13 protein-coding genes are annotated in these 15,861 nt (G+C 69.3%); 5 read left to right on the top strand and 8 right to left on the bottom strand.

Annotation, left to right across the window (positions count from 1 at the left end):
* Window positions 1-86: 86 nt before the first annotated feature.
* The 3 genes from KIH07_RS07810 to KIH07_RS25465 form a co-directional block, all read right to left on the bottom strand.
* On the bottom strand, window positions 87-650 hold the full coding sequence (locus KIH07_RS07810; protein WP_226491430.1) for an RBBP9/YdeN family alpha/beta hydrolase: 564 nt from the start codon (window positions 648-650) through the stop codon (window positions 87-89).
* Window positions 647-1,663: a sulfate ABC transporter substrate-binding protein gene (locus KIH07_RS07805; RefSeq protein WP_226491429.1), complete on the bottom strand. Its 1,017-nt coding sequence runs from the start codon at window positions 1,661-1,663 to the stop codon at window positions 647-649. Before KIH07_RS07805 ends, KIH07_RS07810 begins: the two co-directional genes overlap by 4 nt.
* A gap of 186 nt (window positions 1,664-1,849) precedes the next feature.
* A complete protein-coding gene (locus KIH07_RS25465) occupies window positions 1,850-4,006 on the bottom strand; it encodes an AsmA family protein (protein WP_226491428.1) in 2,157 nt (718 codons plus the stop codon).
* Between the two features lie 149 nt (window positions 4,007-4,155).
* On the opposite strand from KIH07_RS25465, the gene KIH07_RS07795 reads away from it, so the two are divergent.
* Genes KIH07_RS07795 through KIH07_RS07780 form a run of 4 tightly spaced genes read left to right on the top strand, consistent with a single transcriptional unit; the run spans window position 4,156 to window position 7,779 of the window.
* Window positions 4,156-5,325, top strand: a complete 1,170-nt coding sequence (locus KIH07_RS07795; protein WP_226491427.1) for an MlaE family ABC transporter permease — start codon at window positions 4,156-4,158, stop codon at window positions 5,323-5,325.
* Window positions 5,325-6,143, top strand: a complete 819-nt coding sequence (locus KIH07_RS07790; protein WP_226491426.1) for an ABC transporter ATP-binding protein — start codon at window positions 5,325-5,327, stop codon at window positions 6,141-6,143. Before KIH07_RS07795 ends, KIH07_RS07790 begins: the two co-directional genes overlap by 1 nt.
* The gene (locus KIH07_RS07785) at window positions 6,140-7,174 is read left to right on the top strand and encodes an MlaD family protein (RefSeq protein WP_226491425.1); all 1,035 of its coding nucleotides are present in this window, start codon (window positions 6,140-6,142) and stop codon (window positions 7,172-7,174) included. The genes KIH07_RS07790 and KIH07_RS07785 overlap by 4 nt, the downstream gene beginning before the upstream one ends.
* On the top strand, window positions 7,171-7,779 hold the full coding sequence (locus KIH07_RS07780) for a membrane integrity-associated transporter subunit PqiC (RefSeq protein ID WP_226491424.1): 609 nt from the start codon (window positions 7,171-7,173) through the stop codon (window positions 7,777-7,779). The genes KIH07_RS07785 and KIH07_RS07780 overlap by 4 nt, the downstream gene beginning before the upstream one ends.
* A gap of 6 nt (window positions 7,780-7,785) precedes the next feature.
* On the opposite strand, the gene KIH07_RS07775 is transcribed toward KIH07_RS07780, so the two are convergent.
* Window positions 7,786-8,550: an enoyl-CoA hydratase gene (locus tag KIH07_RS07775; protein WP_226491423.1), complete on the bottom strand. Its 765-nt coding sequence runs from the start codon at window positions 8,548-8,550 to the stop codon at window positions 7,786-7,788.
* A gap of 232 nt (window positions 8,551-8,782) precedes the next feature.
* On the opposite strand from KIH07_RS07775, the gene KIH07_RS07770 reads away from it, so the two are divergent.
* Window positions 8,783-11,098, top strand: a complete 2,316-nt coding sequence (locus KIH07_RS07770; protein ID WP_226491422.1) for a patatin-like phospholipase family protein — start codon at window positions 8,783-8,785, stop codon at window positions 11,096-11,098.
* Between the two features lie 124 nt (window positions 11,099-11,222).
* On the opposite strand, the gene KIH07_RS07765 is transcribed toward KIH07_RS07770, so the two are convergent.
* From KIH07_RS07765 to KIH07_RS07750, 4 genes are all read right to left on the bottom strand, one after another.
* Entirely contained in the window at window positions 11,223-12,431 is a 1,209-nt protein-coding gene (locus KIH07_RS07765) for an acetyl-CoA C-acyltransferase (RefSeq protein WP_226491421.1), read from the bottom strand.
* A complete protein-coding gene (locus KIH07_RS07760; protein WP_226491420.1) occupies window positions 12,428-12,877 on the bottom strand; it encodes an endonuclease domain-containing protein in 450 nt (149 codons plus the stop codon). The genes KIH07_RS07765 and KIH07_RS07760 overlap by 4 nt, the downstream gene beginning before the upstream one ends.
* Window positions 12,878-12,989: 112 nt before the next feature.
* Window positions 12,990-15,389: a 3-hydroxyacyl-CoA dehydrogenase/enoyl-CoA hydratase family protein gene (locus KIH07_RS07755; RefSeq protein WP_226491419.1), complete on the bottom strand. Its 2,400-nt coding sequence runs from the start codon at window positions 15,387-15,389 to the stop codon at window positions 12,990-12,992.
* A 31-nt stretch (window positions 15,390-15,420) separates the two neighbouring features.
* Complete coding sequence (locus tag KIH07_RS07750; protein WP_226494646.1) at window positions 15,421-15,858, bottom strand: DUF2147 domain-containing protein; 438 nt, start codon at window positions 15,856-15,858, stop codon at window positions 15,421-15,423.
* Window positions 15,859-15,861 lie beyond the last annotated feature (3 nt).

The raw sequence follows: 15,861 nt of genomic DNA, 5'->3' as shown, positions 1-15,861 counted from the left end.
CACCGCGGAACCGGCTTTGCCGGGCCGCCAGTGCCGCCCCCCTTGAGGGGGGTGACGCGAAGCGGCGCGGGGGGTGGGGTGTCATGTCATGCCGCGCGCCGCAACCATTCGGCCGGGTCCACGTCCACGCCCAGCTGCGCCAGCAGTTGCAGGCCCTGCGGCCATTCACCGAAGCCGGACGCGACGTTGATGTGGCCCGCGTTCTCCAGCCGCACGAACTCGCTGCCCCAGGCCCGGGCATAAGCGCCGGCCAGCCGCACCGGGCAATACGGGTCGTTGCTGCTGGCCACCAGGATGCTGCGGTAAGGCAGACGCTGGTACGGCACCGGTGCAAAGTCGGTCAGTTGGGCCCGCCGCTCGGGGTCGGCCGGCGCCACCAGCAGCGCAGCGCTCGTGCGCGCCGCGGCCTCTGGCGGCAGATGGGCCACCGCCATGCAGCCCAGGCTGTGCGCCACCAGCACGACCCGTTCGCCCCGGCAAGCGAGGATGTCATCGGCGAGCCGACCCACCCAGTCCTGCCGGCGTGGGAACAGCCAGTCGCCCTGCTCCACCCGGCGGGCGTTGGGCAGTCGATCAGCCCAGAGGCTTTGCCAGTGCGCGGGCTCGGAGTTGCGCCAACCCGGCACGATGAGAATGCGGGCGGCCCTCATTTGGCGCGTGAGTAGATCTGGTCGAACGTACCGCCATCGACGAAATGCACCTTGGCCGCCTGCTCCCAGCCGCCGAACGCCTCTTCGATCTTGAACAGCTTGAGCGTGGGCAGCTGCTTGGCGTACTTCGCCTGGGCCTTGGCCGAGGTCGGGCGGTAGAAGTGCTTGCCGATGATGTCCTGCGCCTCTTCGGTGTAGAGGAACTGCAGATAGGCCTCGGCCACGGCGCGTGTGCCCTTCTTGTCCACGTTCTTGTCGACCACGGTCACGGCCGGCTCGGCCAGAACGGACAGCGAGGGGTAGACGAAGTCCACCTTGTTGCCGAACTCTTTCTCCAGCAGGTAGGCCTCGTTTTCCCAGGAGATGAACACGTCGCCCTGGGCGCGCTGGGCGAAGGTGATGGACGAGCCGCGCGCGCCCGAGTCGAGCACGGGCACGTTGGCGTAGAGCTTGGCCACGAACTCCTGGGCCTTGGCCTCGCTGCCGTACTTGCGCTTGGCGAATTCCCAGGCGGCCAGGTAGTTCCAGCGCGCGCCGCCCGAGGTCTTGGGGTTGGGGGTGATGACCTTCACGTCCGGACGGATCAGATCGTCCCAGTCCTTGATGTTTTTCGGGTTGCCCGCGCGGGTCACCAACACGATGGTGGAGGTGTAGGGCGAGCTGTTGAGCGGCAGGCGTTTCTGCCAGTCCTTGGGGATCCAGCCGCCGTTGCTGTGCAGCGCGTCGGTGTCGCCGGCCAGGGCCAGGGTGGCCACGTCGGCGTCCAGGCCGTCGATGATGGAACGGGCCTGTTTGCCGGAGCCACCGTGGCTCTGCTTGATGGTCACGTCCTGGCCCGTCTTGGCCTTCCAGTGTTTGGTGAACGCGGCGTTGTATTCCCCGTAGAGCTCGCGCGTCGGGTCGTAGGACACGTTGAGCAGGGTGATGGGGGCTGGCTGCGCGAGCGCGGGCCAGGCGGCGACGGCCAGGGTAGCGGTGATCAAGGCCGTGGTGAAGTTGCGGCGGGTTTTCATGGGTTTTCTCCGGGGATCTGTTGACAACGGAGCGGATCATGAAACGCCAGCAACGAAACTGGAACGAATACGTTCTCAGTTGTTTATAACGAAAACAACTAAGTAGAAGTGTCTGGCCCACCGGCGACACCGACGCGCTGGTGATGTTTCAGCGCCAGTGAAACCGGGCGCGAACGCGGCGCCCGATCAACGCGGCTTTTGGGCCGGGGCCGGGGTCGAAGGCGAACGGGGCGCGCCCGCCGCGGCGGGCGGGTTGCACGGGTCCTTGGCGCGGGCGCTGCCGGTTTCGAGCAGCGGCAGGATGGCCGCCGCGGGGCCTGCCGCCGCCCCCAGGGCCAGCGCACCGAGCACGCGCCCGGCGAGCCGTTTGGGCTCGATGCCCACGACCGGGTCGGCCAGCGTGCCGGTCACGGTGACGGGCGTTCTCAGCGACAGCAAAGACCAGTCCTTGGGCCGCGTGACCACGTGCAAGTCCAGCGATTCGTCGCGAAGGCTGACCTGGCCGGTGATCCACACCGTGCTGTCCCGGTTGTCCATCACGGCCAGGGTGGGCCGGACGACGCCGTTGCGCGCCACCAGATCGAACCGGGCGCAGCGCAGGGGCAGCGGCCGGTCCCCGGTGATCACCACTTGCAGGGCCTGGGCGAGGTCGAGGCCCATGGCTTCGGTGATCAGGTGCGACAGGGTGCCTTCGCGCAGCGCGAGCTTAAGCGGGCCGTCGGCCGAGCCCAGGATGTCCGCCGTCGAGTTGCCGGCTCCCCGCAGGTGCAGGTTGCCAAAGAGCTCGCCCGTGAGGTAGGCCTGCACCGGCTGCTCTCCGCCCTGGCGGGCCGCTTGACGCTCGCGCTTGAGCGCGGCCGTTGCGGTGGCGGGCGGGGCTTTGCCTTCGGCCGAATCGGCGCGCAGCCCCCGGATCCAGCCCGCCATGTCGATGCCTTCGAACGCCAGGCGGGCCTCCCATTTCGCGGGGTTGGCGTTGCTGTCCAGCGCCGTCATGCCCTTGACCTGTCCGCCCGACACCGCGGCCTGCAAGTCCTCCAGCCGCAACACGCCATCGTCCAGGAGCACGCGGGTTTTGAGCTGCCGCAGGGGCGCCATGGCCTGGGTGCCGAAGTCCAGCTCCTGGATCGCCACTTGCACATCGGCGTCCATGGCTTTGAGCGAGGGCAGGTCGAAGCGGCGTTGCGGCAAGGCGCGGCCTGTTGGCGTGCCGGCAGGCGCCGCCTTGCCGCCACCGCCGATGGCCGGTCCCAGATCGGCCAGGGCGAGCTTGGGGCCGGTGAGCGTGCCGGTAAGGCGCGGCGGCTGGGTGCGCTGTTGGTATTGCAGATCGCCCTGGAGGCGGCTGCTGCCGATGTGGGCGCGCGTCGTCTTCAGCCGCCAGACGCCGGCGTCCTGCTGCAGTTCGCCGCGCAGATCGAAGGCCGGTGTTCGCGGCAGGGTCAGCCCCAGGGGTTTGGCCACGTCCGCCAGCGAGGGGCCGGCCACTTCCACCCTGCCCTGCATGCGCGGCGTGCCCAGCAGCGAAGCGGCCTGGCCGTCGAACAGCACGCGGGTGGACGCGACCGTGCCCTTGATCATGACCGGCACCCAGGGGGCGCTGGCAGCGCTGTCTGGGTCCTGCAGCAGGGGCAGCGTGCTGCCAGCGCGCACGTCCAGCTTGAGCGGCAAGGCGCGGTAGCGCCCGGTGAGTGAGGCTGTGTAGCCCGTGCCGGGGCCGCTCGCGGCGCTGCCTTCGCTGCCCCGCACCCGCACGGCCACGTCCGCGTCCTGCAGGGCATCGACCCAGGCGATCTGGCCCTGGCCCACGGTCAGGTTTCCGAAACTCGGCAACGCCGCCTCGGCCGAAGCGTCGGCTTTTTCCGGCGGTGCTTCTTTGGCACCCAACCGCCAGTTGGCCGCGCCGTCGGCGCTGCGCACCAGATGCGCGTCGAGCACGTCCGCGCGCAGGGCTTGCAGGTGCAGGGTGTCGCCCCGCCGCCAGCGCCACACATCGCCCCAGCGCCAGGCCAGGGTGACGCGTTGCGCGTCCAGCAGGTGCGGGGCCTTGAAGCGGGGATCGGAGGCGATGTGCAGGTGTTCGACTTCCAGCCGCGGCCGCCAGATGAGGTGCAGTTTCACCGCGCCCTGCAACTGCACGGGCACGTTGGCCCCGCGCGCCATGGCGCGCTCCAGCGGCTGCCGCAAGAACGGCCAGCCGGCCACCTCGCCCACCACGACCAGGGCCACCAGCAGGCCGGCCACACCCGCCGAAGCCCACAGGGCGGGCCGACGGGCCCAGACCGCCCGGTTCCGCTCGGGAGCCGGGGGCGGCGCAGGGGGAGCGTGAGGTGATGTGTTCACATGCGTTTGGAACCGCGCCAACGGCGCGGGGTTCCGACGGGATGGTTGCGACTTGATCATAGGAGCCGGGCCTGTCATCCTTCGTTCGCCAACGCACAGACGGCGCGGTCGGGCGAACTCGAAACTCCAACAAAGAGGCGGTTTTTTTCATGCGCCATGCCCCCAGTGGAAACGCCTCGTCGGACACGATGGCGGTGAACGACGAGACGCAGCCTCCCGGGGCACGCTGGCTCTCGAAGGGCGAGGCGTGGGTGCTGGAGCTCAGCGGTGAATGGCGCGGGCACCGCGGTGCCTTGCCCGACCTGCCCGCTCCAGACCTCGCGGGCCCGGTGGCGGTGACGGCCCCGGCGCTGCACTCGTGGGACGCCGTGCTCGCCGGGCGCTTGTGGCAGCAGCTGGAGCCCCTGGTGCGCCGCGAGGTGTCGGTGGATCTGCAGGGCCTGCCCCAGGGCCTGCAGGAGATCCTGGCGCTGGCCCTGAATGCCGCGCCACCGGCGCAAGAGGCCGCGGACGACAACCCGCCGCCCGGGCTCGTGACCCGTGTGGGTGCGCGCGCCATGGGCTCCTGGGACACGCGCCGTCAGTCGCTCACCTTCGTGGGCGAGGTGCTGTTCTCGCTGGGCCGCTGGCTGCGCGGGGCCAGCGACATGCGCGCGTCGGACCTGATGTGGCAGATCGAACAGACCGGGCCGCGCAGCCTGCCCATCGTGGCGCTGGTGAGTTTTCTCGTGGGCCTGATCGTGGCCTACATGGGCGCCGCGCAGCTGCAACGCTTCGGCGCCCAGACCTACATTGCCGACCTGGTCACGGTGGGCGTGGTGCGCGAGGTGGCGGCCCTGCTGGTGGGCATCGTGCTGGCCGGTCGCGTGGGTGCGGCTTTCGCGGCGCAGATCGGCAGCATGCGCGCCAACGAAGAGATCGACGCGCTGACCACCCTGGGTGTGAACCCGTTCGACTTTCTGGTGTTGCCGCGTGTGCTGGCGCTGCTCATCGTGGGCCCCATGCTCACGGCCTTTGGTGCCGTGGTGGGCATGGCGGTGGGCTGGCTGGTGGCCGTGGTCATCTATGGCGTCACGCCGTTGGAATACGTGTATGCCAGCGTGGAGTCGCTGACGCTGCCCCACGTGCTGGTGGGGCTGATCAAGGGCACGGTGTACGCCGCGCTGGTGGCGCTGGCCGGCTGCCGCCAGGGCATGGCGGCCGGGCGCAGCGCGCAGGCCGTGGGCGACGCCACCACCGCGTCGGTGGTACAAGCGATCGTCTGGATCGTCGTGGCGGCCTCCGTGCTCACCGTGGTGTTTCAACGTCTGGATGTCTGATGACCGAATTCGCCCACCCGCCTTCCGCAACAGAACCAGCCCGCGCCGCCCAGGCCGGCGCGCAGGCCCCTCTGGTGCGGGCGCGCGAACTCACCATGGCCTTCGGCGACAACGTGGTTCAGCACGACCTCACGTTCGACGTGCTGCCCGGCGAGGTGCTGGCCATCGCCGGCGGCAGTGGCTGCGGCAAGAGCACGCTGATGCGCCACCTCATCGGCCTGCAGGTGCCGGCGGCGGGCCAGGTGCTCTACGGCGAGCGCGACCTGTACGCGGCGGACACCGCGACCCAGCGCACGCTGATGCAGGCGTTCGGCGTCACCTTCCAGGCCGGCGCCTTGTGGAGCAGCATGACCGTGGGCGAAAACGTGATGTTGCCGATGCAGGTGTTCACCGACATGGGCGCGGCCGAATGCGAACAGGAAGCGCGCTTCAAGCTGGCGCTCGTGGGGCTGGCCGGCAGCTTCGACGTGGAGCCCGCCGCGCTCAGCGGCGGCATGAAGAAGCGCGCCGCCATCGCGCGGGCGCTGGCCCTGAACCCGCCCTTGCTGTTTCTGGACGAACCCTCCGCGGGCCTGGACCCGCTGACCTCGGCAAACCTGGACGAACTCATCCGGCACCTGCGCGACGACCTGGGCACCACGGTCGTGATGGTCAGCCATGAGCTGGACAGCATCTTTGCCCTGGCCGACCGCCTGTTGTTTCTCGACGCCCAGACGCGCACCATGACCGCGCTGGGGCCGCCGCGCGATCTCATGCGCGAAGGCCCGGAAGGCGTTCAGCAGTTCCTGCGCCGCGGCGCTGCGGAGGAACGCGCATGAAACGCAAGGCCAACGCCGCGCTGATCGGCGGCTTCGTGGTGGCCGGCCTGGCCCTGATCGCCACCGCCATCATTGCCCTCGCGGGCAACCGCTTTTTCACCAGCCAGGAGCGCGTCGTCATGCATTTCAGTGGATCGGTCTATGGCTTGCAGGTGGGGGCGCCCGTGGTGTTTCGGGGCGTGCGGGTCGGCAGTGTCGAGTCGATCGACGTGTTCTACGACCGCGCCACCGACAGCTTTTCCATCCCCGTGGTCGCCGCGCTCGACAGCAACGCCGTCGGCGGGCTCGACGGCAAGCGCGCCGACGTGGACGTGGGCCTGGCGCTGCCCGCCCTGATCAAGCGGGGGCTGAGCGCGCAGCTGGCCACGCAGAGCCTGCTCACCGGCCTGCTGTACGTGGACCTCGATCTGCGCCCGCAGCGCGAGAGCAGCGTGCGCGGCACCTACCAGGGCGTCACCGAAATCCCCACCACGGTCACCGCCATCCAGAACCTGCGGGAGCAGCTCGAAGGCATGGACTTCCGCGCCATTGCCGACGACCTGGCGGCCATCGCGTCCTCGGCCCGGACCATCGTGTCGGGCCCGCAGCTCAAGCAGGCCCTGGACGATCTGGCCGCCATCACCGCGTCGCTCAAGCGCATGTCGTCGCGCCTGGACCAGCGCATGGACCCGCTGGCCGACGAACTGCAGCGCTCGCTGGCCGCCACGCGCCAGGCCATGGACGCCGTGGGTGCGTCCGCGCGATCGGTGAACCAGAACGCCGCCAGGGTGGGCCACACCTCGGATCGCGTGTCCGAGCTGCTGGCGCCTGACGCGCCGCTGGTGAGCAACCTGCAGCGCGCCGCCGACGAGGTGGGGCGCACCGCGGCGGCGCTGCGCGAAGCCACCGCGGGCGACTCGGGGCTCATGGTCGGGGCCGACCGGGCCCTGGAGGACTTGTCCCGCGCGGCCCGCGCGCTGCGCGACCTGGCCGAGACGCTGGAGCAACAGCCCGACGCGCTGCTGCGCGGCCGTGAGGAGGTGAAGCCATGAAGCGCCGGCTCGCACTGGCCGGCCTGGTGGGCCTGGGGGCGGCGCCCTGGCTGTTGACGGCATGCGCCCGCCCGCCGGCGGCCACGCGCTGGTACGAACTGCGCAGCCAGCCACCGGGGCCGGTGCCCGCGGCGCGGGCGGGCGACGGGGTGCTGTGGGAAGTGGCCAGCACGGTGGGCCTGCCGGGCGCTCTGGACCGCGAAACCCTGGTGGTCGCCAGCGGCGCGGCCGGACTGGAACCGCTGACCGGCCACCGCTGGGTGGAGCCGCTGCGCGACGCCATCCCACGCCTGCTGGTGGCCGACCTGGCGGTGTTGCGCGGGCCGGGCCTGGTCTGGCGGGCCCCCGTGCCGCCCGGGGTGAACCCCGCGCGGCGCTTGCGGGTGGAGATCGTCACCCTGATAGCCGACGCCGGGCGCCACACGCTGCGCCTGCAGGCGCGCTGGTGGCTGACCGACTCCCGCCCGGGCGGCACCGCGCCCGCGCTCGGTCAGGCCGACATCCACATCCCGCTGGCCGATGCCTCGGTCGACGCACTGGCCGCCGCGCACCGGCTGGCGCTGTGGCAGCTCGCGCTGCACATCGTGGCATCAACGCCCGCTTAGGCGACCTCAGACCTTCGAGAAGTCCGGCTTGCGGCGTTCCATGAAGGCGGTGAAGGCTTCCTTGGCCGCGGGCTCGCGCAGCATGCGGCCAAAGCTGGCGCCCTCTTCGGCCATCTGTGCCAGCACCTGCTCGGTCTGGCCTTTTTTCATGAGCCGTTTGGTTTCGATGAGCGAGCTCAGGGGCTTGGCGGCGAGCTTGCGCGCCACGGACTGGGCGTAGCCCGCGGCTTCCAGCGGCGGCAGCACGCGGTTGACCAGGCCCACTTCGAGCGCGGCCTCGGCCATGAAGGGCTCGCCCAGCAGCAGGGCTTCGGCGGCCCGGTGGTAACCCAGCATCTGCGGCACCAGCAGGCTGGAGGCCGCTTCGGGGCACAGGCCCAGGTTCGCGAAGGGCATGGAAAACGCGGCGTTGTCGCCGGCGTAGACCAGGTCGCAGTGGAACAGCAGGGTGGTGCCGATGCCCACGGCCGGGCCGCAGACGGCGGCGATGACGGGCTTTGGAAACAGCGCGATGCCGCGCAGGAAGCGGAACACCGGCGAGTCCTGCGTGGCCGGTGGGGCGTTGAGGAAGTCGGCGATGTCGTTGCCGGCGCTGAAGATGGCCTCGTGGCCCTGGAACACCACGCAGCGCACGGCGGGGTCGGCTTCGGCGGCGGCCAGCGCATCGGCCAGCGCAGCGTACATGGCGGCGGTGATGGAGTTCTTCTTGTCGGGGCGGTTGAAGGTCAGCGTGGTGACGCCGTCTTCGGTGTGGACGAGGATGTCGCTCATGGAGGGGTCCGTGTGGGTTGTGCGGGGAATCGCGGGCCCGGCGCCCTTCGGTGGGCCGACGGTGCGGGCAGGTGCGCAGGGCCGCCAAATTACCACGATCCGCCCGCATTGTCTGGAGTGCGCTGCCCACTGCGCGACAAGGCCCGTGGCCGCGGCCTACACTTCGCGCAAGCGGGCCCACGCCGCTGCCCGGGCCTCTCGCAGGCCGCGCCTTTCACGATAGGTTCCACCCATGCCTCCCCCTCGTTTTCCCTCCGTGTTCCGCTGCCTGAGCGCCGGCCTGCTGGCCCTGGGCCTGTGGCTGCCCGCGCTGTCGCACGCGGCCGATCCGCAGCCCACCGCACCGCCCGTGGCCACCGCCGCGCCCACGACGAAACGGCCCACGGTTGGCCTGGTGCTTTCGGGCGGTGGCGCGCGTGGGCTGTCGCACGTGGGGGTGCTCAAGGTGCTGGAACAGGCGCAGGTGCCGGTGGACCTGATCGTGGGCACCTCGATGGGCGCGATCATCGGCGGGCTGTATGCCAGCGGCATGAGCGCCGACGAGCTGGAGCACGAGATCCTGGCGCTGGAGTGGGGCGACCTGTTCGACCCGCGCGAGCCGCGGCAACTGCTGTCGCAGCGCCGCAAAGAGGAAGACTTCGAGTTCTCGCCGGTGCTGCGGCTGGGTTTTCGCGACGGCGAGTTCCGCCTGCCCAGCGGCGCGGTGTCCACCCGCGCGCTGGAGGCCATGCTGCGCCGCTACACCCTGCCCACGCGCCACAAGGCCAGCTTCGACGGCCTGCCGATCCCGTTTCGCGCGGTGGCCACCGACATGGAGACCGGCCAGGCCGTGGTGATGGAACACGGTGACCTCGCCGCCGCGCTGCGCGCCAGTATGTCGGTTCCCGGGGTGTTCGCGCCGCTGGAGCTCGACGGCCGCATCCTGGGCGACGGCGGGCTGGTGAACAACCTGCCGGTGGACGTGGCGCGGCGCATGGGCGCCGAGGTGGTGATCGCCGTGAACATCGGCACGCCGCTGGCCGGGCGCGAGACGCTGGGCAACCTGCTGGGCATCACCACCCAGATGGTCAACATCCTGACCGAACAGAACGTGCAGGCCAGCATCGCCACGCTGACCAAGGAAGACCTGCTGCTCACGCCGCCCCTGGGCAAGATCACCTCGGCCGATTTCAACCGGGCGCCCGAGCTGGTGAAGATCGGCCACGACTACGCGCAGTCGGTGCGCGAAGCGCTGGCGCGTTTCGCCGTGCCCCCGGCGCAGTACGCCGCCTGGGCCGCCCAGCGCCAGGCCATCGCCGACACCGGCCTGACCCGCGGCGGCCATGTGGGCGCCGTGCGCTTCGAGGGCGTGGACGCCACGCGCGCCCAGCGCCTGAACCAATTGGTGCAGAGCCGGCCGGACCAGGGCATCGACCTGCCGCGGATCGAAAGCGACCTGCAGCAGCTCGCGGCCACCGGCGACTACGAGCAGGTGGACTACCGGCTGGAGCGCATCGGCAGCCGCTCGGACGAGGCGCTGGTGCTCCAGCTGCGCGAGAACAGCTGGGGCCCGAACTACGTGCGGCTCGGTCTGGACCTGCGCACCGATTTCGACGGCCAGGGCGCGTTCAACCTGCGCCTGAGCCACAACCGCCACTGGGTCAACAGCGGCGGCGCCGAGTGGCGCAACCGCTTCCAGCTCGGCGAGACGCTGGGCGCGTTCACCGAGTTCTACCAGCCGCTGGACCGCCGGGCCAACTGGTTCGTGGCGACCTGGGCCGACGCCAGTCTGAAGCGCATCGAGCTCTACGACACCCAGGGCGACGCGGTGGCCACCGGCAAACGCCGCGGGGTGCAGGCCGGCGTCGACGTGGGCTGGCCGATCGGTCTGCAGGGCCACCTGGGCGAGTTCCGGCTGGGGCTGACGGGCAGTGCACGGCGCGCCGAACCGGAGCTGGTGAGCGCCAGCGTGGTGGACCAGACCGCCGGCCTGAGCACGCAGCGCTGGCGCGAGGGGGGCGTTCGCATGGCGCTGATCTCCGACCAGCTGGACCACGCCAACTTCCCCTCGGCCGGCCACCGGATCAAGAGCGACCTGGTGGTGGGCCGGCGCAACGCCGAAGGTGCCGTCGGCACCGACTTCATCCGGCTCGACAGCAACTTCAACGCGGTGGGCTCGTGGGGACCACACACCCTGAACGCCGGCGCGCGGCTGGCCTACGCCAACCAGATCCCGCTGGGCGCGCTCGACGAGTATTCGCTCGGCGGCTTCCAGCAACTCTCGGGCTACCGCGTGGGCCAGGTGACGGGCAACTACCTGCTGTTCGGCCGCCTGACCTATTACCGCCGCATGCCCTGGAGCGTCGGGGTGGCGCGCGCGCTGTTCGCGGGCGGCTCACTGGAAGTGGGCAACGCCTGGGCCGACCGGCACGATATCGGCCTGAAGGGCCTGCGCACCGGCTCCAGCCTGTTCGTGGGCGCGGACACCGGCGTCGGCCCGTTCTACCTGAGCCTGGTGCACGCCGCGCGCGGCTACACGGGTCTGTACCTACTGCTGGGGAGGCCGTAGGGTTCGCTCAGCAGCGGCGCGCAGTGCCCCAACCGCAGGGACACCGCGGAACCGGCTTCGCCGGGCCGCTGGTGTCCGCCCCCCTTCGGGGGGTGACGCGAAGCGGCGCGGGGGGGGCGCGTGGTCACACGCGTTCGAAAATGCCCGCGGCGCCCTGCCCCATGCCCACGCACATCGTGACCATGCCGTACTTCTTGTTGTGGCGACGCAGCGCGTGCACCACCGTGGCCGAACGGATGGCACCGGTGGCGCCCAGCGGGTGGCCCAGGGCGATGGCGCCGCCCATGGGGTTGACCTTGGCCGGGTCCAGACCCAGCGTGTTCATCACCGCAAGCGACTGGGCCGCGAAGGCTTCGTTGAGCTCGAACCAGTCGATGTCGTCCTGCTTCAGGCCCGCATAACGCAGCGCGGCCGGGATGGCCTCGATCGGGCCGATGCCCATGAGGTGGGGCGGCACACCACGGCTGGCGTAGCTCACGAAGCGCGCCAGCGGCTGCAGGTTGTAGCGTTTCACGGCCGCCTCGCTGGCCAGAACCAGCGCACCGGCGCCGTCGCTGGTCTGCGAGCTGTTGCCCGCCGTCACCGAGCCGCGCGCGGCGAACACGGTGCGCAGCTTGGCCAAGCCTTCGAGCGAGGTGTCGGGGCGCGCACCTTCGTCCAGGCTGACGATGCGGCTGCGGGTGCTGACCTCGGCGGTCTCCAGATTGACGCTGCGCTCGATCACTTCCACCGGCGAGATCTCGTCGCTGAACTCGCCGTTCTTCATGGCCAGCACGGCGCGCTGGTGCGACTGCACCGCAAACGCGTCCTGCGCGTCGCGCGACACTTTCCACTGCTGCGCCACTTTCTCGGCCGTCAGGCCCATGCCGTAGGCGATGCCGTAGCTCTCCACGTCGTCGGTGTTGGTGAAGATGGTGGGCGAGAGGCTGGGCGAATTGCCCATCATGGGCACCATGCTCATGCTCTCCACACCGGCCGCGATCATCACCTCGGCCTCGCCGACGCGGATGCGGTCGGCCGCCATCTGCACGGCCGACAGACCGGAGGCGCAGAAGCGGTTGACGGTGATGCCACCCACGCTGTTGGGCAGGCCGGCCAGGATGGCGCCGATGCGCGCCACGTTCAGGCCCTGTTGCCCTTCGGGGATGGCACAGCCGCAGATCACGTCTTCAATGGCTTTCGGGTCCAGGCCCGGCACCTGGGCCATGGCCGAACGCAGGGCATGGGCCAGCAGGTCGTCCGGACGGAGGTGCTTGAACGAGCCCTTGTGCGAACGGCCGATGGGGGTGCGGGTGGCGGCGACGATGTAGGCGTCTTGGATTTGTTTGCTCATGGGTTCGCTCCTTGTGCGGTGTCTGGCTCCTTCCCCCTCTGGGGGAAGGCGGGGATGGGGGCAACGCCCGCCAACATGTTGAGTTGATGAAGGATGGCGCTCAGCACGCCATCGAGGTTCTGAAACGGTGCGTTGGACGCGTAGCGCAAGACCTCAAAACCTTGGCTGATGAAGAACGCATCCCGGGCCATGTCATAGGCCTGGTTGTCCGCATGCTGCGAGCCATCAAGCTCAACGATGAGCTTCGGTTCGAGGCAGGCGAAGTCGGCGATGTAGGCGCCCAGCGGGTGTTGCCGGCGGAACTTGAAACCCAGTTGCTCACCCCGAAGCCCCGACCAGAGCTTTCGCTCGGCGTCGGTCATGTCCCGCCGCAAGGCGCGGGCGTTGACTCTGGCTTTGGGGGTGGCCTGGTTTTGCATGGTTGTCCGGTTGGCGGCGAGCCCCATCCCTACCTTCCCCCAGTGGGGGAAGGGGCTAGACACGCGCTCCGGAGAGGTGTCTCGCTCCTTCCCCCTCTGGGGGAACGCTGGGATGGGGGCCTGCGCACCAACAGCATCATCAGTTCCGCACCGGTTTCCCGGTGTTCAACATCCCCAGAATCCGCTCCTGCGTCTTCGCATGCACGATCAGCGAGCAGAACGCGCGGCGCTCCAGCGTCATCAGATAGTCCTCGTTCACCAGCGTGCCCGGCTCCACGTCGCCACCCGTCACCACACCCGCGATCAGCGAAGCGATGTGGAAGTCGTGCTGGCTGATGAAACCGCCATCGCGCATGTTGACCAGGCTGCCCAGGATGGTGGCCTTGCCGTCGCGACCGGCCACCGGGAACAGGCGCTTGTGCGGTGCGCGGTAGCCGCCATTGAACAAGGCCTTCGCTTCGTTGATGGCGACGAACAGCAACTCGTCCTTGTGCGGCACGATCACGTCGGAGTGCAGCACGTAGCCCAGCTTGCGGGACTCCAGCGCGCTGGTGCCGACCTTGGCCATGGCCGCTGCGGTGAAGCCTTCGGTCAGGAAAGGCAGCAGGTCCTTGCCGGTGGAGGTCTCCGCGTTTTCGGCCGCACGGCGGGCGATGTAGGTCAGGCCGCCAGCGCCGGGCACCAGGCCCACGCCCACTTCCACCAGGCCGATGTAGCTCTCCATGTGCACCACACGGCGCGCGCTGTACACGGCCAGTTCGCAGCCGCCGCCCAGCGCCAGACCGCGCACGGCGCTGACCACCGGCACGTTGGCGTATCGCAGGCGCAGCATGGTCTGCTGCATGAAACCTTCGGCGTCTTCGATGGCGCTCACGCCCACCGCCATGAAGGCCGGCAGCATGGCCTGCAGGTCGGCGCCGGCGCTGAAGGGCTCGTCGCCCGACCAGACCACCAGACCCTGGTATTCCTTTTCCGCCAGATCGATGGCGGCCATCAGGCCTTCGCACACGTCGGGGCTGATGGCGTGCATCTTGGTCTTGATGCTGGCGATCAGCACCTCACCATCGAGCGTCCAGACGCGGATGGCGTCGTTCTCTTCGATGGTGGTGCCCGCGGTCTCGAACTTCGGACCGGCTTCGCCCAGCAGCAGCTCGGGAAAGTGCTGGCGCCCATAGACCGACAGGCTGCGGCGGGTTTCGAACACGCCCTTGGACGGGTTCCACGAACCCTGCGCGGTGTGCACGCCACCGGCCTCGGCCACCGGGCCCTTGAACACCCACTCGGGCAGCGGCGCTGTGCTCAGCGCCTTGCCGGCATCGATGTCTTCCTGGACCATCTTCGCCACCTCGAGCCAGCCGGCTTCCTGCCAGAGCTCGAACGGGCCCTGCTTCATGCCGAAGCCCCAGCGCATGGCCTGGTCCACGTCGCGGGCGGTGTCCGCAATGGTGGCCAGGTGCACGGCGGCGTAGTGGAAGCTGTTGCGCAGGATCGCCCAGAGGAACTGGCCTTGCGGGCCTTCGGCGTTGCGCAAGAGCTTCAGGCGCTCGGCCGCCGGGCGCTTGAGCATGCGGCCATACACCTCGTCGGCTTTCTCGCCAGCGGGTACGTACTCACCGCTCTCCAGATCGAAGCGTTGGATGTCGCGGCCCACCTTCTTGAAAAAGCCGGCCTTGGCCTTCTGGCCCAGATTCCCCATCTCGATCAGCTTGGCCAACACGGGCGGTGTGCCGAAGCTGCCGTAGAACGGGTCGGTCTGTTCGTTCAGGTTGTCCTGCAGCGTCTTGACCACGTGGGCCATGGTGTCCAGGCCCACCACGTCGGCGGTGCGGAAGGTGCCGCTGCTGGCGCGGCCCAGGCGCTTGCCCGTGAGGTCGTCGACCACGTCGTAGGTCAGGCCGAAGTTCTCCACCTCTTTCATCGTGGCCAGCATGCCGGCGATGCCGATGCGGTTGGCGATGAAGTTGGGCGTGTCCTTGGCGCGCACCACACCCTTGCCCAGGCCGCTGGTGACGAAGCTCTCCAGGTCGTTGAGGATCTGCGGCTCGGTGGTCGGCGTGGCGATCAGCTCCACCAGCGTCATATAGCGCGGCGGGTTGAAGAAGTGGATACCGCAGAAGCGCGGCTTGATCGCCTCGGGCAGCACGTCGCTGAGCTTGGTGATCGACAGGCCCGAGGTGTTGGACGCGACGATGGCGTGCTCGGCGATGAAGGGCGCGATCTTGGTGTACAGATCGAGCTTCCAGTCCATGCGCTCGGCGATGGCCTCGATGATCAGGTCGCAGTCTTTCAACTGCTCCATGTGCTCTTCGTAGTTGGCCTGGCCGATCAGATCGGCATCGGCCGCCACACCCAGCGGCGAGGGCTTGAGCTTTTTGAGGTTCTCGATGGCGCGCGTGACGATGCCGTTCTTCGGACCTTCCTTGGCCGGTAGGTCAAAGAGAACAACAGGCACCTTGACGTTGACCAGGTGCGCAGCGATCTGCGCGCCCATCACGCCCGCGCCGAGCACGGCGACTTTTTTCACTTGAAATCGGTTCATTGGTTTTCCATGAATAGGGAAAGGCTCGCGGTCACTCGACTCGCAACCAGACCTGGGTTCGGTAGAACGGGCCGATGTAGCCGCGCATCTCCAGTTTCTTGCCGCCGTCCACCGGCTTGAGGCGGGCGCGGTAGAGCTTGCCGTTCTTTGGATCGAGCACGTCACCGCCATCAAAGACCACCTTGTCGTCGGCGTTCTGCTTGAGGTTGCGCAGGATGGTCATGCCCAGCACGGGTTTGTCCTTGCGGTCGTCGGTGCAGTCTTCGCAGACCGAATCCTGCTTGGCCTCGGGGTCCAGGAGCTTCTCGATGCGACCGGAGAAGACGCCGTTGCTCTCGGTGATGCGCACCAGCGACTTCTCTTTCTTGGTGTCGTCGTCGATGGTCTTCCACAGGCCCACCGGCGTCGTCTGCGCGAAGGCGGACACGGCGGCAAGGCTCAGCATCGCGGTCAGGGCCGTCTTCTTCATGGC

Origin of the sequence: Hydrogenophaga taeniospiralis, from assembly GCF_020510445.1 — a bacterium.
GTDB lineage: Bacteria > Pseudomonadota > Gammaproteobacteria > Burkholderiales > Burkholderiaceae_C > Hydrogenophaga.
The sequence above is the reverse complement of the archived record's forward strand: the minus strand, read 5'-3'. Positions and strand labels throughout refer to the sequence as shown.